Annotated in this window: 14 protein-coding genes; 4 read left to right on the forward strand and 10 right to left on the reverse strand. The window is 73.5% G+C overall.

The features are described from left to right. Positions 1-56 precede the first annotated feature (56 nt). The 6 genes from ACFYX4_RS28835 to ACFYX4_RS28860 form a co-directional block, all read right to left on the reverse strand. Complete coding sequence (locus ACFYX4_RS28835) at positions 57-1112, reverse strand: polyprenyl synthetase family protein (protein WP_389339395.1); 1056 nt, start codon at positions 1110-1112, stop codon at positions 57-59. Next, complete coding sequence (locus tag ACFYX4_RS28840; protein WP_389339397.1) at positions 1109-2200, reverse strand: tetratricopeptide repeat protein; 1092 nt, start codon at positions 2198-2200, stop codon at positions 1109-1111. The genes ACFYX4_RS28835 and ACFYX4_RS28840 overlap by 4 nt, the downstream gene beginning before the upstream one ends. 187 nt (positions 2201-2387) lie before the next feature. After that, positions 2388-3614, reverse strand: a complete 1227-nt coding sequence (locus ACFYX4_RS28845; RefSeq protein WP_389339399.1) for a serine hydrolase domain-containing protein — start codon at positions 3612-3614, stop codon at positions 2388-2390. 224 nt (positions 3615-3838) lie between these two features. Further along, positions 3839-4192, reverse strand: coding sequence for a UBP-type zinc finger domain-containing protein (locus ACFYX4_RS28850; RefSeq protein WP_389339401.1), 354 nt, complete (start codon positions 4190-4192; stop codon positions 3839-3841). Further along, on the reverse strand, positions 4189-5658 hold the full coding sequence (locus tag ACFYX4_RS28855) for an ATP-binding protein (RefSeq protein WP_389339403.1): 1470 nt from the start codon (positions 5656-5658) through the stop codon (positions 4189-4191). The genes ACFYX4_RS28850 and ACFYX4_RS28855 overlap by 4 nt, the downstream gene beginning before the upstream one ends. A gap of 11 nt (positions 5659-5669) precedes the next feature. After that, a complete protein-coding gene (locus ACFYX4_RS28860) occupies positions 5670-7346 on the reverse strand; it encodes an FAD-dependent oxidoreductase (RefSeq protein ID WP_389339405.1) in 1677 nt (558 codons plus the stop codon). 286 nt (positions 7347-7632) lie between these two features. Between ACFYX4_RS28860 and ACFYX4_RS28865 the strand changes: the two genes are divergently transcribed. Further along, the gene (locus ACFYX4_RS28865) at positions 7633-8505 is read left to right on the forward strand and encodes a universal stress protein (protein WP_389339407.1); all 873 of its coding nucleotides are present in this window, start codon (positions 7633-7635) and stop codon (positions 8503-8505) included. 4 nt (positions 8506-8509) lie between these two features. Here ACFYX4_RS28865 and ACFYX4_RS28870 read toward each other — a convergent pair whose 3' ends face one another. The 3 genes from ACFYX4_RS28870 to ACFYX4_RS28880 form a co-directional block, all read right to left on the reverse strand. Beyond that, positions 8510-9745: a DUF4032 domain-containing protein gene (locus ACFYX4_RS28870; RefSeq protein ID WP_389339409.1), complete on the reverse strand. Its 1236-nt coding sequence runs from the start codon at positions 9743-9745 to the stop codon at positions 8510-8512. A 9-nt stretch (positions 9746-9754) separates the two neighbouring features. After that, positions 9755-10510, reverse strand: coding sequence for an MBL fold metallo-hydrolase (locus tag ACFYX4_RS28875; protein WP_389339411.1), 756 nt, complete (start codon positions 10508-10510; stop codon positions 9755-9757). 159 nt (positions 10511-10669) lie between these two features. Beyond that, the gene (locus ACFYX4_RS28880) at positions 10670-11296 is read right to left on the reverse strand and encodes an alpha-ketoglutarate-dependent dioxygenase AlkB (protein ID WP_389339413.1); all 627 of its coding nucleotides are present in this window, start codon (positions 11294-11296) and stop codon (positions 10670-10672) included. A gap of 104 nt (positions 11297-11400) precedes the next feature. Here ACFYX4_RS28880 and ACFYX4_RS28885 point away from each other — a divergent pair, with 104 nt between their 5' ends. Continuing rightward, positions 11401-12024 (forward strand): TetR/AcrR family transcriptional regulator, encoded by a 624-nt coding sequence (locus tag ACFYX4_RS28885; RefSeq protein WP_389339415.1) that lies wholly within the window; start codon positions 11401-11403, stop codon positions 12022-12024. Positions 12025-12073: 49 nt separating this feature from the next. After that, on the forward strand, positions 12074-13747 hold the full coding sequence (locus ACFYX4_RS28890) for an FAD-binding dehydrogenase (RefSeq protein ID WP_389339417.1): 1674 nt from the start codon (positions 12074-12076) through the stop codon (positions 13745-13747). Between the two features lie 58 nt (positions 13748-13805). On the opposite strand, the gene ACFYX4_RS28895 is transcribed toward ACFYX4_RS28890, so the two are convergent. Then, positions 13806-14162: a DUF488 domain-containing protein gene (locus tag ACFYX4_RS28895; protein ID WP_389339419.1), complete on the reverse strand. Its 357-nt coding sequence runs from the start codon at positions 14160-14162 to the stop codon at positions 13806-13808. Positions 14163-14329: 167 nt separating this feature from the next. Between ACFYX4_RS28895 and ACFYX4_RS28900 the strand changes: the two genes are divergently transcribed. Further along, entirely contained in the window at positions 14330-15736 is a 1407-nt protein-coding gene (locus ACFYX4_RS28900) for a M1 family metallopeptidase (RefSeq protein WP_389339421.1), read from the forward strand. The last annotated feature ends 33 nt before the right edge of the window (positions 15737-15769 follow it).

Here is a 15769-nt window from a genome sequence, read left to right on the forward strand (position 1 = left end):
GGGTCGGGGCCGCCGGGCGCGCGCCGGGGCACCGCGGGATCCGGCCCCGGGGGCGGTCACAGGTCCCGCCGCACCAGGAAGTCCAGCAGCGACCGCAGTTCGTCCACCGCCGGTGCCCGCAGCGGCGCGCCGGCGAGCGCGGCCCGCACGGCGGCCGTCTGCCGTCGCGCCTCGGCGAGCGCCGCCGCACGGCCGCCCGCCTCCTCCACCAGCGCCGCCGCCTCGGCGGGATCGCCGTCCGACTCCAGCAGCACGGCCAGCCGGCGCGCCGCGGGCCCCGGCGACGCCAGCGCGGCCAGCACCGGGAACGTCTTCTTGCCCTCCCGCAGATCGCCGTGGACGGGCTTGCCGGTGACGGCCGGGTCGCCCCAGATGCCGAGCATGTCGTCGACGACCTGGAAGGCGACGCCGAGATGCCGTCCGGCCCTCTCCAGCGCCGTCACCGCAGACTGCGGCGCGCCGCCGAGCACCGCGCCCAGCGCCGCCGCGCAGCCCAGCAGCGCGCCCGTCTTGCCCTCCGCCATCGCCCGGTACGCGGCCGGCCGCACCCGCTCCGGACCCGACCAGGGGCGCGCGGCGAACAGCAGGTCGTCGGCCTGCCCGCGCACCAGCTCGGTGAGCGCCCCCGACAGCAGCCGCACGCCGGGCGCGCCGCCCGGAGCCTCGGCCAGCGTCTCGACGGCCAGGGCGAACAGGCCGTCGCCCGCGAGCACCGCCGGGCCCGTGCCGTAGGCCTTCCAGACGGTGGGGCGGCGGCGCCGGGTCGGGTCGCCGTCCATGATGTCGTCGTGGAGCAGCGAGAAGGTGTGCACGAGCTCCACCGCGACCGCCGCCGCGACCCCGGCCCGCGCGGGCGCGCCCGCCGCCTCCGCGCCGAGCACCGCCAGCGCCTGCCGCAGCCCCTTCCCGCCGGACCCGGCGGCGGGCGCCCCGCCGACCTCGCACCAGCCCAGGGAGTACGCCGCCATCTCGCCCACCCACGGATGCAGCCGCCCGACGGCCTCGGCCAGCGCGGGACGCACCAGCACCCGGCACCGGTCGAGCACCAGCGGCGGCGAAGCGCACGCGGCGGACGCGCCCGGGTCGATGACGGCGGAGGACGACGCCGTCACCGCGCCCCCTCCAGAGCGGCGGCACCGGCAGGGGAGCTGCCGGCGGTCGGCGAGCCGGTGTCCGTCCCGAGGCCCAGTTCCTCGTGTGCCTGGGCCACCATCCGGCGGGCGTGCCGCAGGCCTATCCGCTCCAGCCTGTCCGCCAGGTCGGCCAGTTCCGTCGCCGTCTCGGTCCGGTCGCGGCCCAGGCGAGCCAGGGACTTGGCGAGGCCGAGGCGGGCGAGCGCCTCCCCGCGCGGCTCGCTCATCGCGCCGAACTCCTCGAGCGCCAGCTCGTACAGGTTCCGCGCCTGCGCGTAACGGCCCGCCCGGTACAGGACGTTGCCCCGCATCTTGTGGTTGTAGGCCAGCGCGCTGGACAGGTTCATCGCCCGGCACGTCGTCTCCGCCTCCGACAGCAGGGCGAGGGCCCGCTCGACGTCGCCGTCGCGCTCGGAGACGATGTCGGCCAGCCCGCGCAGCGCCCACGCGTGCCCGCGCCGGTCGTCCGCGCGCCCCGCGATCTCGGCGGCCTCCTCGAACAGGGCGTACGCGGTGTCGTACGCGCCGGAGTTGCGGTGCATCTGCGCGATGCCCTCCAGCGCCCACACCGTGTGCCGTGCCTCGCCCCGCCTGCGGGCCTCGGCGAGCAACTGCTCGTGCAGCCTGCCGACCGCCTCGTAGTCGCCCTGGATCCGGCCGGTCTCCGCGAGCCCGGCCAGCGAGTAGCCCCGTACGACGACGTCCCCGCCGCGCTCGCCGAGTTCCGCCGCGAGCGCCAGCAGCCGCCGGGCCAGTGCGAACGAGCCGCGCTGGCGGGCCAGGGTGCCGCCGCTCCACAGCGCCCAGGCCATCGCCGCGACGTCCTCGGCGTACCGGGCGGCGCGGTAGCTCGCCTTCCAGGCCCGGTCCGCCTCTCCCACCTGGCCGAGCCTGCGGTGCGCCTCGGCCACCGCGAGCCCGGAGCGGGCCGCCTCGGCGTGCTTCCCGGCCCGCCGGGCCGCCTCCAACTGCTCGGCGCCGGCGGCCAGTACGTCCACCAGGGAGGAGTTCACGGACAGAGTGGTCAGCGCGCCCTGGTACTCCGGGGCGAAGGCTTTGCCGTACATCAGGTCCTTTCGGACACCATGTATACGCTCTGTGTATACATGGTGTGTATAGCACGCCGGACCCCGGCCCCGGTCCGCGAGCGGAGGGGGCGGGGGGCGTGGTGATCCGCTGTCGTCGGTCAAGACGCACGCCCGGGGAACAGGGTTGCCTGCGAGGCGTAGATCACCCACCGGAGTCGACGGGCCGTCAGACGCCGTGCGGCTCCGGCCTGTCCTCGGCCCGCTCGTTGGGCACCGCGGAGCCCCTGCGGACGCCGCTCTTGCCCGCGCTCGTCCCCGCGGACTTGCCGCAGAACGCGGACTCCAGCGTGCGCAGCATCGTGTTGTGGACGCGCGAGCTGTTGGAGGCGTTGGCCAGCGCGGCCAGGCTGCGGCGGCCGTCCAGGGTGGTGAACGCGTACGTGTAGTAGCCCTGCACGGCGCCCGTGTGCCCGTACACCGACACCCCGCACGACAGGTCGCGCCGCCGCAGCCCCAGGCCGTAGGCCTGCTTCGCGCCCGCCGGCGACCACCGCCGCATCTGCGTCAGCGCCGCCGCCGAGGTCAGCCGGCCGCGTTGCAGCGCCGACAGGAACGTCGTCAGGTCCCGGCTGCTGGAGATGAGCGCGCCCGCGCTCTGCGCCCAGGACGCCGTCTGCCGGGTCGCGTCGACCAGGGCGGTGGCGGGCGCGTCGGGGGTGAGATACCCGCGCGTGTGCACGCCCGGGATGCCGGTGCCGGGGTGCACGTAGAAGGTGTCGCGCAGCTTCAGCGGCTTGATGATCCGGTTCTGGTACGCCGTGCCCACGGGACGCCCGGTGAGCTTCTCGATGAGCAGCCCGGCGACCACGAAGTTGGTGTTCGAGTAGGAGTAGGGGCCGCCGGGCGCGGTCGTGCGGGGGCGGCGCAGCGAGCGGTCCAGGAGCTGACGGTAGGTGAACACCTTGGTGCGGACGGCCTCGAAGCCGGCCACGCTGCGGGCGAACAGGTCGGTGGAGTAGTCGTACAGACCGCTGCGGTGGCTCAGCACGTGCCGGACCGTGATCCGGTCGTCGGGAAGGAGCTTCGGCAGATAGCGGTTGACCGGCGCGTCGAGGACGAGCTTGCGCTCGTCGACGAGTTGCAACAGCACCACGGCCGAGAACACCTTGGTGACACTGCCGATGCGGAACCGGTCGCCGGGGGCGAGAGCGCGGCCCGTCTTCCGGTCGGAGACGCCCACGGCGAGCCGGTGCACCGTCCCGTGGTCGTCGAGCAGCGCCGTCGCCCCGGGCGCGCCCTGGCTCACCGCCGTGCGCAGGACGCCCCGCAGCCCGGTGAGGTCGGGCCTCGGCGGCGCGGCCTGTGCGGGGAACGCCAGGAGGGGGACCAGGGTGGCCCCCAGTGTCGCGCCCAGCGCCGTCCTTCTCCACTTTCCGAACACCCCGAGCGTCATGCTTCCGTCCCGTCACATCTCCGCAGTCGAAGCGCAGTTGGTGACGGTGACGTCACCGCGCGTGGTCGGCTCAGTATGTGCGCGGGGAAGGCCGAAAGCGATCATTTGGGCGCGCACCATGTACGCGCCCGGTACCCGGAGACGCGAAAGTCGCCGCACCGCCGGCCCCGTGCGGGGGTCGGCGACGCGGCGACCGTGGATTCAGCGGTGCGGCGACCGCCAGGTCAGCGGTGCAGCGACCGCGCCCAGTCCGACGGCACCCGGTCCGCCGGGCCCGGCGCCGGCTGGTCCTCCGGGCGGCTGACCGGCGGGGTCAGCTCGGGGCCGGAGTCGAACAGCTCGTCGGCGGAGTAGTCCCAGAACCACTTCTCGCCCGGCTCGAAGCTGCGCACCAGGGGGTGCCCGGTGGCCTTCCAGTGGGCGGTGGCGTGCTGGGCGGGGGAGGAGTCGCAGCAGCCGACGTGGCCGCACTGCGCGCACCGCCGCAGATGGAACCACCAGCCGCCCGCCGCGTCGCACTCGACGCAGCCGGCGCCGCTCGGCGGGACGTTCGGGTCGATGGCGTTGGTGTCGCTCATACGGGTTCCTCCGCGGGTGCGCTCTCCTCAGTGGTCCCGGCCTCCTCGGGGTCCGGCGCCGTCAGCGGCAGCAGGACCTGGAAGCGGGTGTCGCCCGGCGCCGACTCGACATGGATGCCGCCGTGGTGCTTGTTGACGACGATCCGCCAGGAGATGTCCAGCCCGAGCCCCGTGCCCTCGCCCACCGGCTTGGTGGTGAAGAAGGGGTCGAAGATACGGTCCCGGACGTCCGCGGGGATGCCGGGCCCCGTGTCGCGGAACTCCACCAGCAGCCGTTCCCCGTCCCGCGCCGTCCGCACGGTCAACGTGCCTTCCCCGCCCGTGCTGTTGATGGCGAAGACGGCGTTGTCGACGAGGTTCGTCCACACCTGGTTGAGCTCCGCCGGATACGCCGGCACCTTCGGCGCCGTACGGTCGTAGTCCTTGACGACCTCGATGCGCCGGCCGATCTTCCCGGACAGCATCAGCAGCGTGCTGTCGAGGAGTTCATGGACGTCGACGACCCGGTACGGGGCCCGGTCGAGCTGCGAGTACTGCTTGGCGGCGTCCACCAGATGGGAGATACGGGTGGTGGAGTCGTCGATCTCGTCCATCAACAGCTCGGTCTCGACGGTGTAGTTGAGCCATCCGATCGCGCCCGGCAGGATCTCGGCGTCCACCGCCCCCGCGACCTGCTCCAGCCAGTCCACGTCGAGCCCCGCCTGCACGAACGTCGGCGCGATCCGCCAGCCCTCCGGGATGCCGTGGTCGTCGAGCCAGTCGGTGAGCTCGTCCTCCCGGTCGGACGCCTCCAGCGGGCTCAACGCCGTCGACTTCGCGACGCGTTCGGCGGTGCGCTCCTGGATCTCGATCAGCTCGGCGATCGTCTCGCGGGAGTAGGCGCCCTGGGCGATCACGGCGAGCTTGTGCCGCATCTTCGCCACCCGCTCCCGCAGCGTCGCCGTGGCCCGGACCGCCGCCGCGGCCGGATTGTTCAGCTCGTGCGTCAGCCCCGCCGACAACGAGCCCAGGGCGAGCAGCCGTTCACGCTGCCCGACGGCCCGCTGCGTGTTCTTCGTGCCGAAGAAGAGCCCCTCCAGCAGGTGCGCGGCCATCGGGAACCACTCCCGCATGACGTCCGAGAACGACTGCGCGGGCAGCACGAAGAACCGCGTCGGCTCGGTCACCCGCATCGAGTTGTTGTAGACCTGCGGCACCCGGTCCCCGAGGTAGGCCTGCATGGCCCCGGAGTACACCCCGCGCTGCGAGGAGCGGATGACCTCGACGTCGTCCCCGCCGACCCGGCGGGACAACACCACCGTGCCCTCGATCATCACGTAGAAGCAGGTCGCCGGATCGCCCTCGGCGTACACCGGCCCGGCCTCGAACCGCTCCACGCGGCCCTCGCCGCACAGCCGCCCGAGCTGCTCGGCGGAGAGCTTCTCGAACAGGAACAGCGAGCTGATCTCCCCGGGGCTGCAGGGCATCAGCCGCCCGCTCACGACTGCTCCAGATACCGGTGGACGAGCATCACGGCCATGGCTCCCTCTCCGACGGCGGACGCGACCCGCTTCGCGGACTCCGCACGCGCGTCGCCCGCCACGAACACGCCCGGAACGCTGGTCTCCAGGTGGTACGGCGGCCGGTCCAGCTCCCAGCCCGCCGGCGGCCGCCCGTCCGGCGTGAGGTCCGGCCCGGCCAGGATGAACCCGCGCCGGTCGCGCAGCACCGTGCCGTCCAGCCAGTCCGTCAGCGGGGCCGCGCCGATGAACACGAACACCCACTGCGCGTCGACGAGTTCGGTCGCCCCGCTCTCCACGTCCCGCAGCGTCAGCTGCTCCAGATGACCGTCGCCGTGCGCGGCGTCCACCACCGTGCCGCAGCGCACCGAGATGTTCGGCGCCTCGCCGATCTGCTGGATCAGGTAGTGCGACATCGACGCCGACAGGTCCGGCCCGCGCACCAGCAGCGTCACCGACTTGGCGCCCCGCGAGAGGTACATCGCCGCCTGGCCCGCCGAGTTGGCGCCGCCCACGATGTACACGTCGTGCCCCTGGCAGGACGCCGCCTCGGTGAGCGCCGAACCGTAGAACACCCCGCAGCCCGTCAGGCCGTCCGTGCCGGGCGCCCGCAGCTGCCGGTAGGACACGCCGGTCGCCAGGATCACGCTGTGCGCGGCGATCGCCGAGCCGTCGGAGAACCGCACCACCCGCGCGGCCCCGTTCACCTCCAGACCCGTGACCTCGCGCGCGGTGAGGATCTCGGCGCCGAACTTGCCGGCCTGACGGCGGGCCCGGTCGGTGAGCTGGGCGCCGGACACGCCGTCGGGGAAGCCGAGGTAGTTCTCGATCCGCGAGCTCTGCCCGGCCTGCCCGCCGGTAGCCGACCGCTCCACCAGCACCGTCCGCAGCCCCTCCGAGGCCCCGTACACCGCCGCGCCGAGCCCGGCCGGTCCGCCGCCGATCACCACCAGGTCGTAGAACTCGGCCGTCGGCGTCGTCGCCAGGCCGACCCGCGCGGCCAGTTCCGGCGCGTCCGGCTCCACCAGCGGCGCGCCCTCCGGGGTGACCACCAGCGGCAACCGCTGCCCGTCCTGCCCGGCCGCGGCCAGCAGCCGCCGCCCCTCCGGCTCGTCGGAGGAGTACCAGCGGTAGGGCACCTGGTTGCGGGCCAGGAACTCCCGCACCTCGGAGGAGCGCGCCGACCAGCGGTGCCCGACCACCTTCGTGCTGGGCACCGGCCGGTGGTCGCTCGTCCGCCACGCCGCCAGCAGGTCGTCCAGGACCGGGTAGAGCTTCTCCTCCGGCGGGTCCCACGGCTTGAGCAGGTAGTGGTCGAGGTCGACGACGTTGATCGCGTCGATCGCCGCGTTGGTGTCGGCGTACGCGGTCAGCAGCACGCGCCGCGCGCCCGGGTACACGTCCAGCGCCTGTTCGAGGAACTCGATGCCGTTCATCTGCGGCATCCGGTAGTCGGCGAGGATCACGGCGACCGGGTCCCCGCGCAGCTTCAGCTCGCGCAGCGCCTCCAGCGCGGACTCGCCGGACTCCGCGCGCACGATCCGGTACGCGGCGCCGTAGCGACGCCGCAGGTCACGGGCGACGGCACGGGATACCCCCGGGTCGTCGTCCACGGTCAGGATGACGGTCCGCGCTGTTTCGGCGGCCTGTGCCATACGTCTCCACCCCGAGAGCGGTCAGGATCAGGGCCCCAGGCCCCAGCGGCACGGCGGGCCCCGCGCCGGCTCCCGCCATCGTATGTTCGATCGGCCGCGACCGCTGCGGGGCGGGGGGGACCGTGCGTCCCCGGTTCAGGACGGGGCACGCGTGAGCAAGGCGCCCGCTCCGCCGTCATGACGTGAAACGCGGTGGTGAAGACTGGACCTGACGGATCACACGAACCGATCACCTATGAACCGATCGCACAAGAACCGATCACACACGAACCAGGGAGGCACCGGGATGACGCGCCCGATCACGGCAGGGGTCGACGGGACCGACGAGAGTCTGGCGGCGCTCGCCTGGGCGGCGCGGGAGGCCGTCCGGCGCGATCTGGCGCTGCGGGTCGTGCACGCCTGGCGGTTCCAGCCGGACGCGGCGGCCGAGGTCGCGGACCGGGACGCGCAGGAGCAGTGGGTGCGGGCCTCCGTCGAGCAGGCCGTCGAGGAGGTCGCCGCACGGCACCCGCACCTGCCGGTGACCACCGACGTGCTGGAGGGCGACCCGGTCGACGCGCTCGCCGACGCCGTGACGGAGGCGGAGCTGCTGGTGCTGGGCTCGCGCGGGCACGGCCCGGTCGTCGGGTTCCTGCTCGGCTCGGTCGGCCAGCAGGTGATCGCCGAGGCCGCGCGGCCGGTCGTCCTGGTCCGCGCCGGGGACAAGCCCAGCGACGAGGTGGCCGGGCACGAGATCGTCGTCGGCCAGCAGGGCGCCCCCGAGGACAGCGCGCCCGCGCTGCGGTTCGCGTTCGAGACGGCCGCCGCCCGCGGCGCCTCGGTGCGCGCGGTCCGCGCCTGGACGCTGCCGCCGGTGTTCTCCTACAGCCCCGCCTCGCTCAAGCTCCTCGACGACGCCGGCGGTCTGGAGCCCTACGAGCGCAAGGCGCTCACCGACGCCCTCGCCCCGTGGCGGGAGCGGTTCCCCGACGTGCCCGTGGTGGAGCACGTGGAGATCGGCAGCGCGGGACAGGTGCTGCTGTCGGTGTCCGGGCGGGCCCAGCTGATGGTCGTCGGCCGCCGCGCCCGCCGCACCGCCGTCGGCGCCCGCATCGGCTCGGTCGCGCACGGCGTCCTGCACCACGCCGACTGCCCGGTCGCCGTCGTCCCGCACCGGTGACCCCTCACTCCGGCACGGTCGGCTCCAGCGTCTCGCGTGCCCGGGGCAGAATCCTGACGATGTAGTCCTCGACGACCGTGTCGAGCCCGATGTCGTGCTGCGCGCGCTCCGACAAGTACCAGCGGTGCTCCAGGAGTTCGTGGTAGATCTCCGCCGGGTCCATGGAGCCGCGCAGCTTGACCGGCACGGCCCGCACGGTCGGCCGGAACACGTCCCGCACCCAGCGGTGCGCCAGCACCTCGGGTCGGGCGGCGAGCGGGTCGCCGGGCGCGTAGTCGTCCTGGGTCGCCATCCAGCTCTCCAGGTCGTTCAGCAGACGCCGGGCCTGGTTCTCCTCGGTGTCCAGGCCGGTCAGCCGCAGCAGCTGCCGCTGGTGGTGCCCGGCGTCGACGACCTTCGGCACGAAGGTGACCGTGTCGCCGTTGGAGGAGTGCTCGATCTGCATCTCGGCGACGTCGAAGCCGAGCTCGTTGAGCCGGCGGATGCGGCGCTCGATGTAGTGGTACTTCCCGGCCGGATAGACGGAGGTGCGGGTCAGCTCCTCCCACAGGCCGTGGTAGCGGGCGCAGATCTCCATGCCGAACTCGATCGGGTCCACCGACGGGTGCAGCGCGCCCGACGCCTCCAGGTCGAGCAGCTCGCCGCTGATGTTCACCCGCGCCAGGTCGAGGTCGTAGTCGCGCTGCCCGGTGCTCAGCTGCGGGTGCAGATCGCCGGTCTCGGCGTCGACGAGGTAGGCGGCGTAGGCGCCCGCGTCCCGCCGGAACAGGGTGTTGGACAGCGAGCAGTCGCCCCACGCGAAGCCCGCGAGGTGCAGCCGCACCAGCAGCACGGCGAGCGCGTCCATCAGCCGGTGCATGGTCGCCGGCCGCATGGTCGTCTCGAACATCGACCGGTACGGCATCGAGCCGCCCAGATGCCGGGTCACGAGCACCGACTCCAGCGCCTCGCCGGAGCCGTCGGTGCGGCCGGTGACCACGGCGAGCGGGTCGACGGCCGGGATGCCGATCCGGTCGAGGTCGCGCAGCAGCTCGTACTCGCGCAGCGCCGGGCGCTCCGCCAGCTCCTTGACGGCGATCACCTCGTCGCCGGCGCGGGCGTAGCGCACCACGTGCCGGGAGATGCCGCGCGGCAGCGGCACGAGGACCTCTTCGGGCCACTCCTCCAGCGGCAGCTGCCAGGGCAGCTCCAGCAGGAGGGCCGGATGCTCCGGATTGGTGGCACTGATCTGCAAAGCCATGGCCTGACCTTAGAGTGCGAGTGCGAGTTCCCGGGCGCGGCGGGCCGCCTCCCGTACGGAGCCCTGGTGCAGCGGACCGTGGCCGGGCAGCAGCGAGTCGGCCGCCAGTTCCTCGATCACGTCCAGGGAGGCGACGGCGCGGGCCCGTTCGTGGTGGAACATCGCGGGCAGCAGCTGCGGCCCCTTCAGGCGGGAGGTCGCGTGCCCGCTGACGAGGGCGTCGCCCGAGACGACCGCGCCGGCCTCGGGGAGGTGGAACACGGCGTGGCCGTCGGTGTGGCCGGGGGTGTGCACGGGCACCGGCCGTCCGGGCAGGTCCAGCGGCCCGGACGCCGCCGGGAAGGGCTCGGGCGCGGAGACCGGGTGCTGCTCGGTGCCGCCGGAGCGCAGCGCGTGCACCATCCACGGCAGCACACCGGGGCGCCAGGCGTTGGCGAGCACCTTGCCGACGCTGACCTGCTGGAGGAACTCCCGCCGCGCGTGCGGGACTTCGGCCGGGTGGAGATAGACGGGGACGCCGTGCTCGGTGCGCAGGTGCTCGGCGGAGCCCAGGTGGTCGTTGTGGGCGTGGGTGATCAGCACGGCCGCGACCGCCCCCGGTGAACTGCCCACCTGCGCGAGGGAGTCGAGGAGCTGCGGGCGGTCGGCCGGGTAGCCGGTGTCGATGAGGGTGACGGCGTCCCCCTCGGTGAGGATCACCCAGTTGGTGTTGCTGCCGTGCACCAGGTAGGTGCCGTCCGCGACTTGCCGTACGTCTGCCCGCATGATCGTCCCGTGGGGTGAGGTCCGTGCTCGACGGGGGACAGCAAAGCAGACCCCGCCGGAAGCCGGAACGGCGGGGCGGAGGCGCGCATTCCGCGCCGGTGCCGCCCCGGGACCCGTCAGGCGCCCGGGACCCGTCCACAACCTCCCGAGACAGAACACCTAGCGCACGCCGTGCGGACGGAACTGGACGCTGATGCGCGGGCCCGCGGCGCGCGTCGACTTGGGGACGCAGTGCTCCCAGGTCCGCTGGCAGGAGCCGCCCATCACGATCAGATCGCCGTGCCCGAGCGGACGGCGAACCGTCTCGCCGCCGCGCAGGGGACGCAGCAGCAGATCGCGGGGCGAGCCGACCGAGAGGATCGCGACCATCGTGTCCTCACGCGCGCCCCGGCCGGTCCGGTCGCCGTGCCAGGCGACGCTGTCGCGGCCGTCGCGGTAGTGGCACAGGCCCGCGGTGACGAAGGGCTCGCCGAGCTCCTCGGCGTAGTGGGCGGTGAGGGCGTCGCGGGCCTCGTCGAGGACCGGGTGGGGGAGCGGGTCGTCCGGTCCGTAGTAGGCGAGCAGCCGGGGGACGGCCACCAGGTGGTCGTACATCTGCCGGCGCTCGGCCCGCCACGGCACGTCGGCGGCCAGCCGCTCGAACAGGGCGTCCGAGCCGCCGAGCCAGCCCGGCAGCACGTCGATCCACGCGCCCGCGTCCAGCGCCGTGCGGCGGATCCCGTCCAGGGGGCCGAGGCGCAGCTCGTCGGTCTGGTCGAAGAGGGAGCCCTGGAGGTGCCTGGTCATGGGTCCAGCGTACTCCTGAATCGAAAATGTGTTCCATATGGAGTAACTCTTTCGATACACCGGTGTATCCGATACATTCACGCATCGAACGGAGGTGCGACACCATGGCGACGGAGCGGACGGCCGGGCGCGTCACCAAGCGCCGTGTGCGCACGCGGGCCAACCTGCTCGACGCCGCCTTCCGGGTGTTCGCCGCCAAGGGCTTCGGGCGGGTCTCCATCGAGGAGGTCTGCGAGGCCGCCGGCTACAGCCGGGGCGCCTTCTACTCCAACTTCGCCAACCTGGACGAGCTGTTCTTCGCGCTGTACCGGCAGCGCGCCGACCTGATCGCCCGGCAGGTCGCCGACGCCCTCGCCGGCGACGGACCCGACCTCGACGTGCCCGCGTCCGTGGACCGCGTCACCGAGGTCCTCCTCCTCGACCTCGACTGGCTCCTGGTGAAGACCGACTTCCTGGTCCACGCCGCCCGGGACCCCGCCGTGGCGAAGACCCTGCTGGAACACCGGGCCCGGCTGCGCGGCGCCATCGCCGACCGGCTCGCCCGGGCCCGCGGCCACACCGAGCTGCCCGCCGTGCTCGGCGACGCCGACGCCGCCGCCCACGCGGTGGTCGCCGCCTACGACGGGGTCACCACCCAACTGTTGCTGGACAAGGACGTGGACGGCGCCCGCGCCTGGCTCAAGCAACTGCTCACCGCGCTGCTGACCGACGGCAGCACCACCCCGTGACGAACGGGGACGGACAGCTTCGAACAGAACAGGAAGGGCAACGGTCGCCATGGACGCGGACGTCATCGTCGTCGGAGCGGGCCTCGCAGGCCTCGTCGCGGCGCACGAACTCACCAGCAAGGGCCGACGGGTCGCCCTGGTCGACCAGGAGAACGCCGCCAACCTCGGCGGCCAGGCCTTCTGGTCCTTCGGCGGCCTGTTCCTCGTCGACTCGCCCGAACAGCGGCGGCTCGGCATCAAGGACTCCCTCGACCTGGCCTGGAACGACTGGCAGGGCAGCGCGCAGTTCGACCGCACCGAGGACGAGGACTCCTGGGCGGTGCGCTGGGCGCGCGCCTACGTCGAGTTCGCGGCCGGGGAGAAGCGGTCCTGGCTCGCCGGGCACGGCATCAGCTTCCTGCCCACCGTCGGCTGGGCCGAGCGCGGCGATCTGCGCGCCGACGGCCACGGCAACTCCGTGCCCCGCTTCCACATCGCCTGGGGCACCGGCACCGGCGTCGTCGAACCGTTCGTCCGCCACGCCAAGCAGGCCGCCAAGGACGGGCTGCTGACCTTCCACCACCGTCACCGCGTCGACGAACTGGTCCTGGAGAACGGGGCCGCCCGCGGGGTGCGCGGCACCGTCCTCGCGCCCGACGACGCCCCGCGCGGCGCCGCCTCCAGCCGTGAGCGCGTCGGCGACTTCGAACTGACCGCCCAGGCCGTCGTCGTCACCAGCGGCGGCATCGGCGCCAACCACGAGATGGTCCGCCGCCACTGGCCCGAGCGCCTGGGCGCCCCGCCCGCCGAGATGGTCACCGGCGTCCCCGCCTACGTCGACGGCCGCATGCTCGACATCAGCGCCGAGGCCGGCGTCCGCCTGGTCAACCGCGACCGCATGTGGCACTACACCGAGGGCGTCCAGAACTGGAACCCCATCTGGGCCGGCCACGGCATCCGCATCCTGCCCGGCCCGTCCTCCATGTGGTTCGACGCCCTCGGCCGCCGCCTGCCCGACCCCTGCCTGCCCGGCTACGACACCCTCGGCACGCTCCGCCATCTGCGCACCGCCGAGGACCTCGCCGGACACGACCACTCCTGGTTCGTGCTGACCCGCCGGATCGTCGAGAAGGAGTTCGCGCTCTCCGGCTCCGAGCAGAACCCCGACATCACCGCCAAGGACCGCAAGGCGTTCCTGCGCGACCGCATCCTCGGCAAGGGCGCTCCGGGGCCCGTGCAGGCCTTCGTCGACCACGGCGCGGACTTCGTCGTCGCCGACACCCTCGAACGGCTCGTCGAGAAGATGAACGGGCTCACCGAGAAGGCGCTGCTGGACGCCGACCACCTGCGCCGGCAGATCCGCGCCCGCGACCTCCAGATCGCCAACCCCTACACCAAGGACGCCCAGGTGCAGGGCATCCGCAACGCCCGCCGCTACATCGGCGACCGCCTCGGCCGCGTCGCCACCCCGCACCGCCTCCTCGACCCCGAGGCCGGGCCGCTCATCGGCGTCAAGCTGCACGTCCTCACCCGCAAGACGCTCGGCGGCATCCAGACCGACCTGGACTCGCGCGCCCTGGACGCCGACGGACAGCCGATCGAGGGGCTCTACGCGGCGGGCGAGGTCGCCGGCTTCGGCGGCGGCGGCGTCCACGGCTACAACGCCCTGGAGGGCACCTTCCTCGGCGGCTGCCTCTTCTCCGGCCGCGCGGCGGGACGGGCGGCGGCGGACCAGACGGGCTGACGGCAACACGACCCGCCTCCCGGGCCGGGGGCACGGCCCAGCCTCCCGGGCCGGGACCTCAGTCCCGGCGGCTCAGGAGGCGGGTCAGGACGGCGGTGTGGCTGTGCTCCGGCTCCTTCGCCGCCGTCAGCAGGGTCACCGGCCCCGCGCTCGCCAAGTCACGTACGTGGGAGAGGAGTTCGGCCGCCTCCGAGGCGGTCAGCTCCGCCTCGTACCGGCGGGCGAACTCCTCGTAGGAGCCCTCGCCCGCGTGATACCAGCGCCGCAGCTCCGTCGACGGGGTCAGGCCCTTGGGCCACTCGTCGACCAGCGCCGCCTCCTTGGACAGGCCGCGCGGCCACAGCCGGTCGACCAGGACGCGGACACCGTCGTCCGGCTCGGGCGGGTCGTAGACGCGACGCACGCGGACACTCATGGGCGGGGCCTTTCCTCGGACCGGCGGCCGGCGCCGTGAGCGTACTGCCGGGGACGACTGCGTCCGGTGGGCGACGCGACGGAACTTGACCTGTTCGACGGGGAATCGGATCGGACGGCTGCCTAGTCTGGCCAGGTTGCTCACACGCCACCCCCCAAGGAGCGCACGTGACCCACCTCCGCAGACGTCCCGCCCTCCTGGCGGCCGTGCCCCTCGCCGTGACGGCGCTGCTCGCCGCGGCCGACCCCGCGCTCGCGGCAGGCGGCGTGGGCGCCCCCGGCGTCGGCGACCCCTGTTTCCCGCTGGCCGGCAACGGCGGCTACCACGTCGACCACTACGACCTGACCGTCCGTTACGACCCGGTCAGCCGACGCCTGGAAGGCAAGGCCGTCCTCACCGCCCGCGCCACCCAGCGGCTCACCCGCTTCGACCTCGACCTGCACGGACTGAAGGTCACCGGCCTGACCGTCGACCGCGCCGAGGCCCGGCACCGGCGCCACGGCCAGGAACTCGTCGTCACCCCGCGCCGCGCCCTCCGCAAGGGCGAACGTTTCCGCGTCACCGTCGCCTACTCCGGCGTCCCCGGCCCGGTCACCGACCCCGACGGCTCCCTCGACGGCTGGATCCCCACCGACGACGGCGCGTTCGTCGCCTCCGAACCGCAGGGCGCGATGACCTGGTTCCCGGCGAACAACCACCCCACGGACAAGTCCTCCTACGACATCACCCTCACCGTCCCCGAGGGCCGCACCGCGGTCGCCAACGGCGTCCTCCTCGGCCAGCGCACCGCGCACGGGAAGACCACCTTCCGCTGGCGGCAGACGGAACCCATGGCCGCCTACCTCGCCACCGCCACCATCGGGAAGTTCCGGGTCGAGCGGTTCACCACCCGCGACGGCGTCAAGGTCTACAACGCCGTCGACCCGCGCGAGGCCGGCGCCGCCGCACCCGTCCTCAAGAAGCTGCCGTCCGTCCTGGAGTGGGAGAGCCGGCTGTTCGGCCGCTACCCGTTCCGCGCCGCCGGAGCCGTCGTCGACCGCGCCCCCCAGGCCGGATACGCGCTGGAGACCCAGACCCGGCCCGTGTACGACCGGGCGCCCGACCTCGGCACCCTCGTCCACGAGAGCGCCCACCAGTGGTTCGGCGACTCCGTCTCCCTCACCTCCTGGAAGGACATCTGGCTCAACGAGGGCTTCGCCACCTACACCGAGTGGCTCTACGCCGAACAGCACGGCGGCGACAGCGCCCAGAAGACCTTCGACGCCCTGTACGCCACCCCGGCGGGCGACGAGCTGTGGGCGTTCCCGCCCGGGAACCCCGGCGGCGAGAACATCTTCGGCACCCCCGTCTACGCCCGCGGCGCGATGGCCCTGCACGCCCTGCGCACCGCCGTCGGCGACCGCGCGTTCTTCCGCGTCCTGCGCGCCTGGGCGGCCGAACACCGTCACGGCAACGGCACCACCGCCCAGCTCGAACGCCTGGCGGAGCGGCTGTCCGGCAAGGAGCTCGGCGGGCTGTTCCGCACCTGGCTGTACGCTCGGGGGAAGCCGAACGTCTCGCAGAAAACCCGTTAGTTCCTGACCAGTTCCTCACACCCGTCGGCGAAC

The organism is Streptomyces sp. NPDC002328 (assembly GCF_042890065.1).
Classification (GTDB): domain Bacteria; phylum Actinomycetota; class Actinomycetes; order Streptomycetales; family Streptomycetaceae; genus Streptomyces.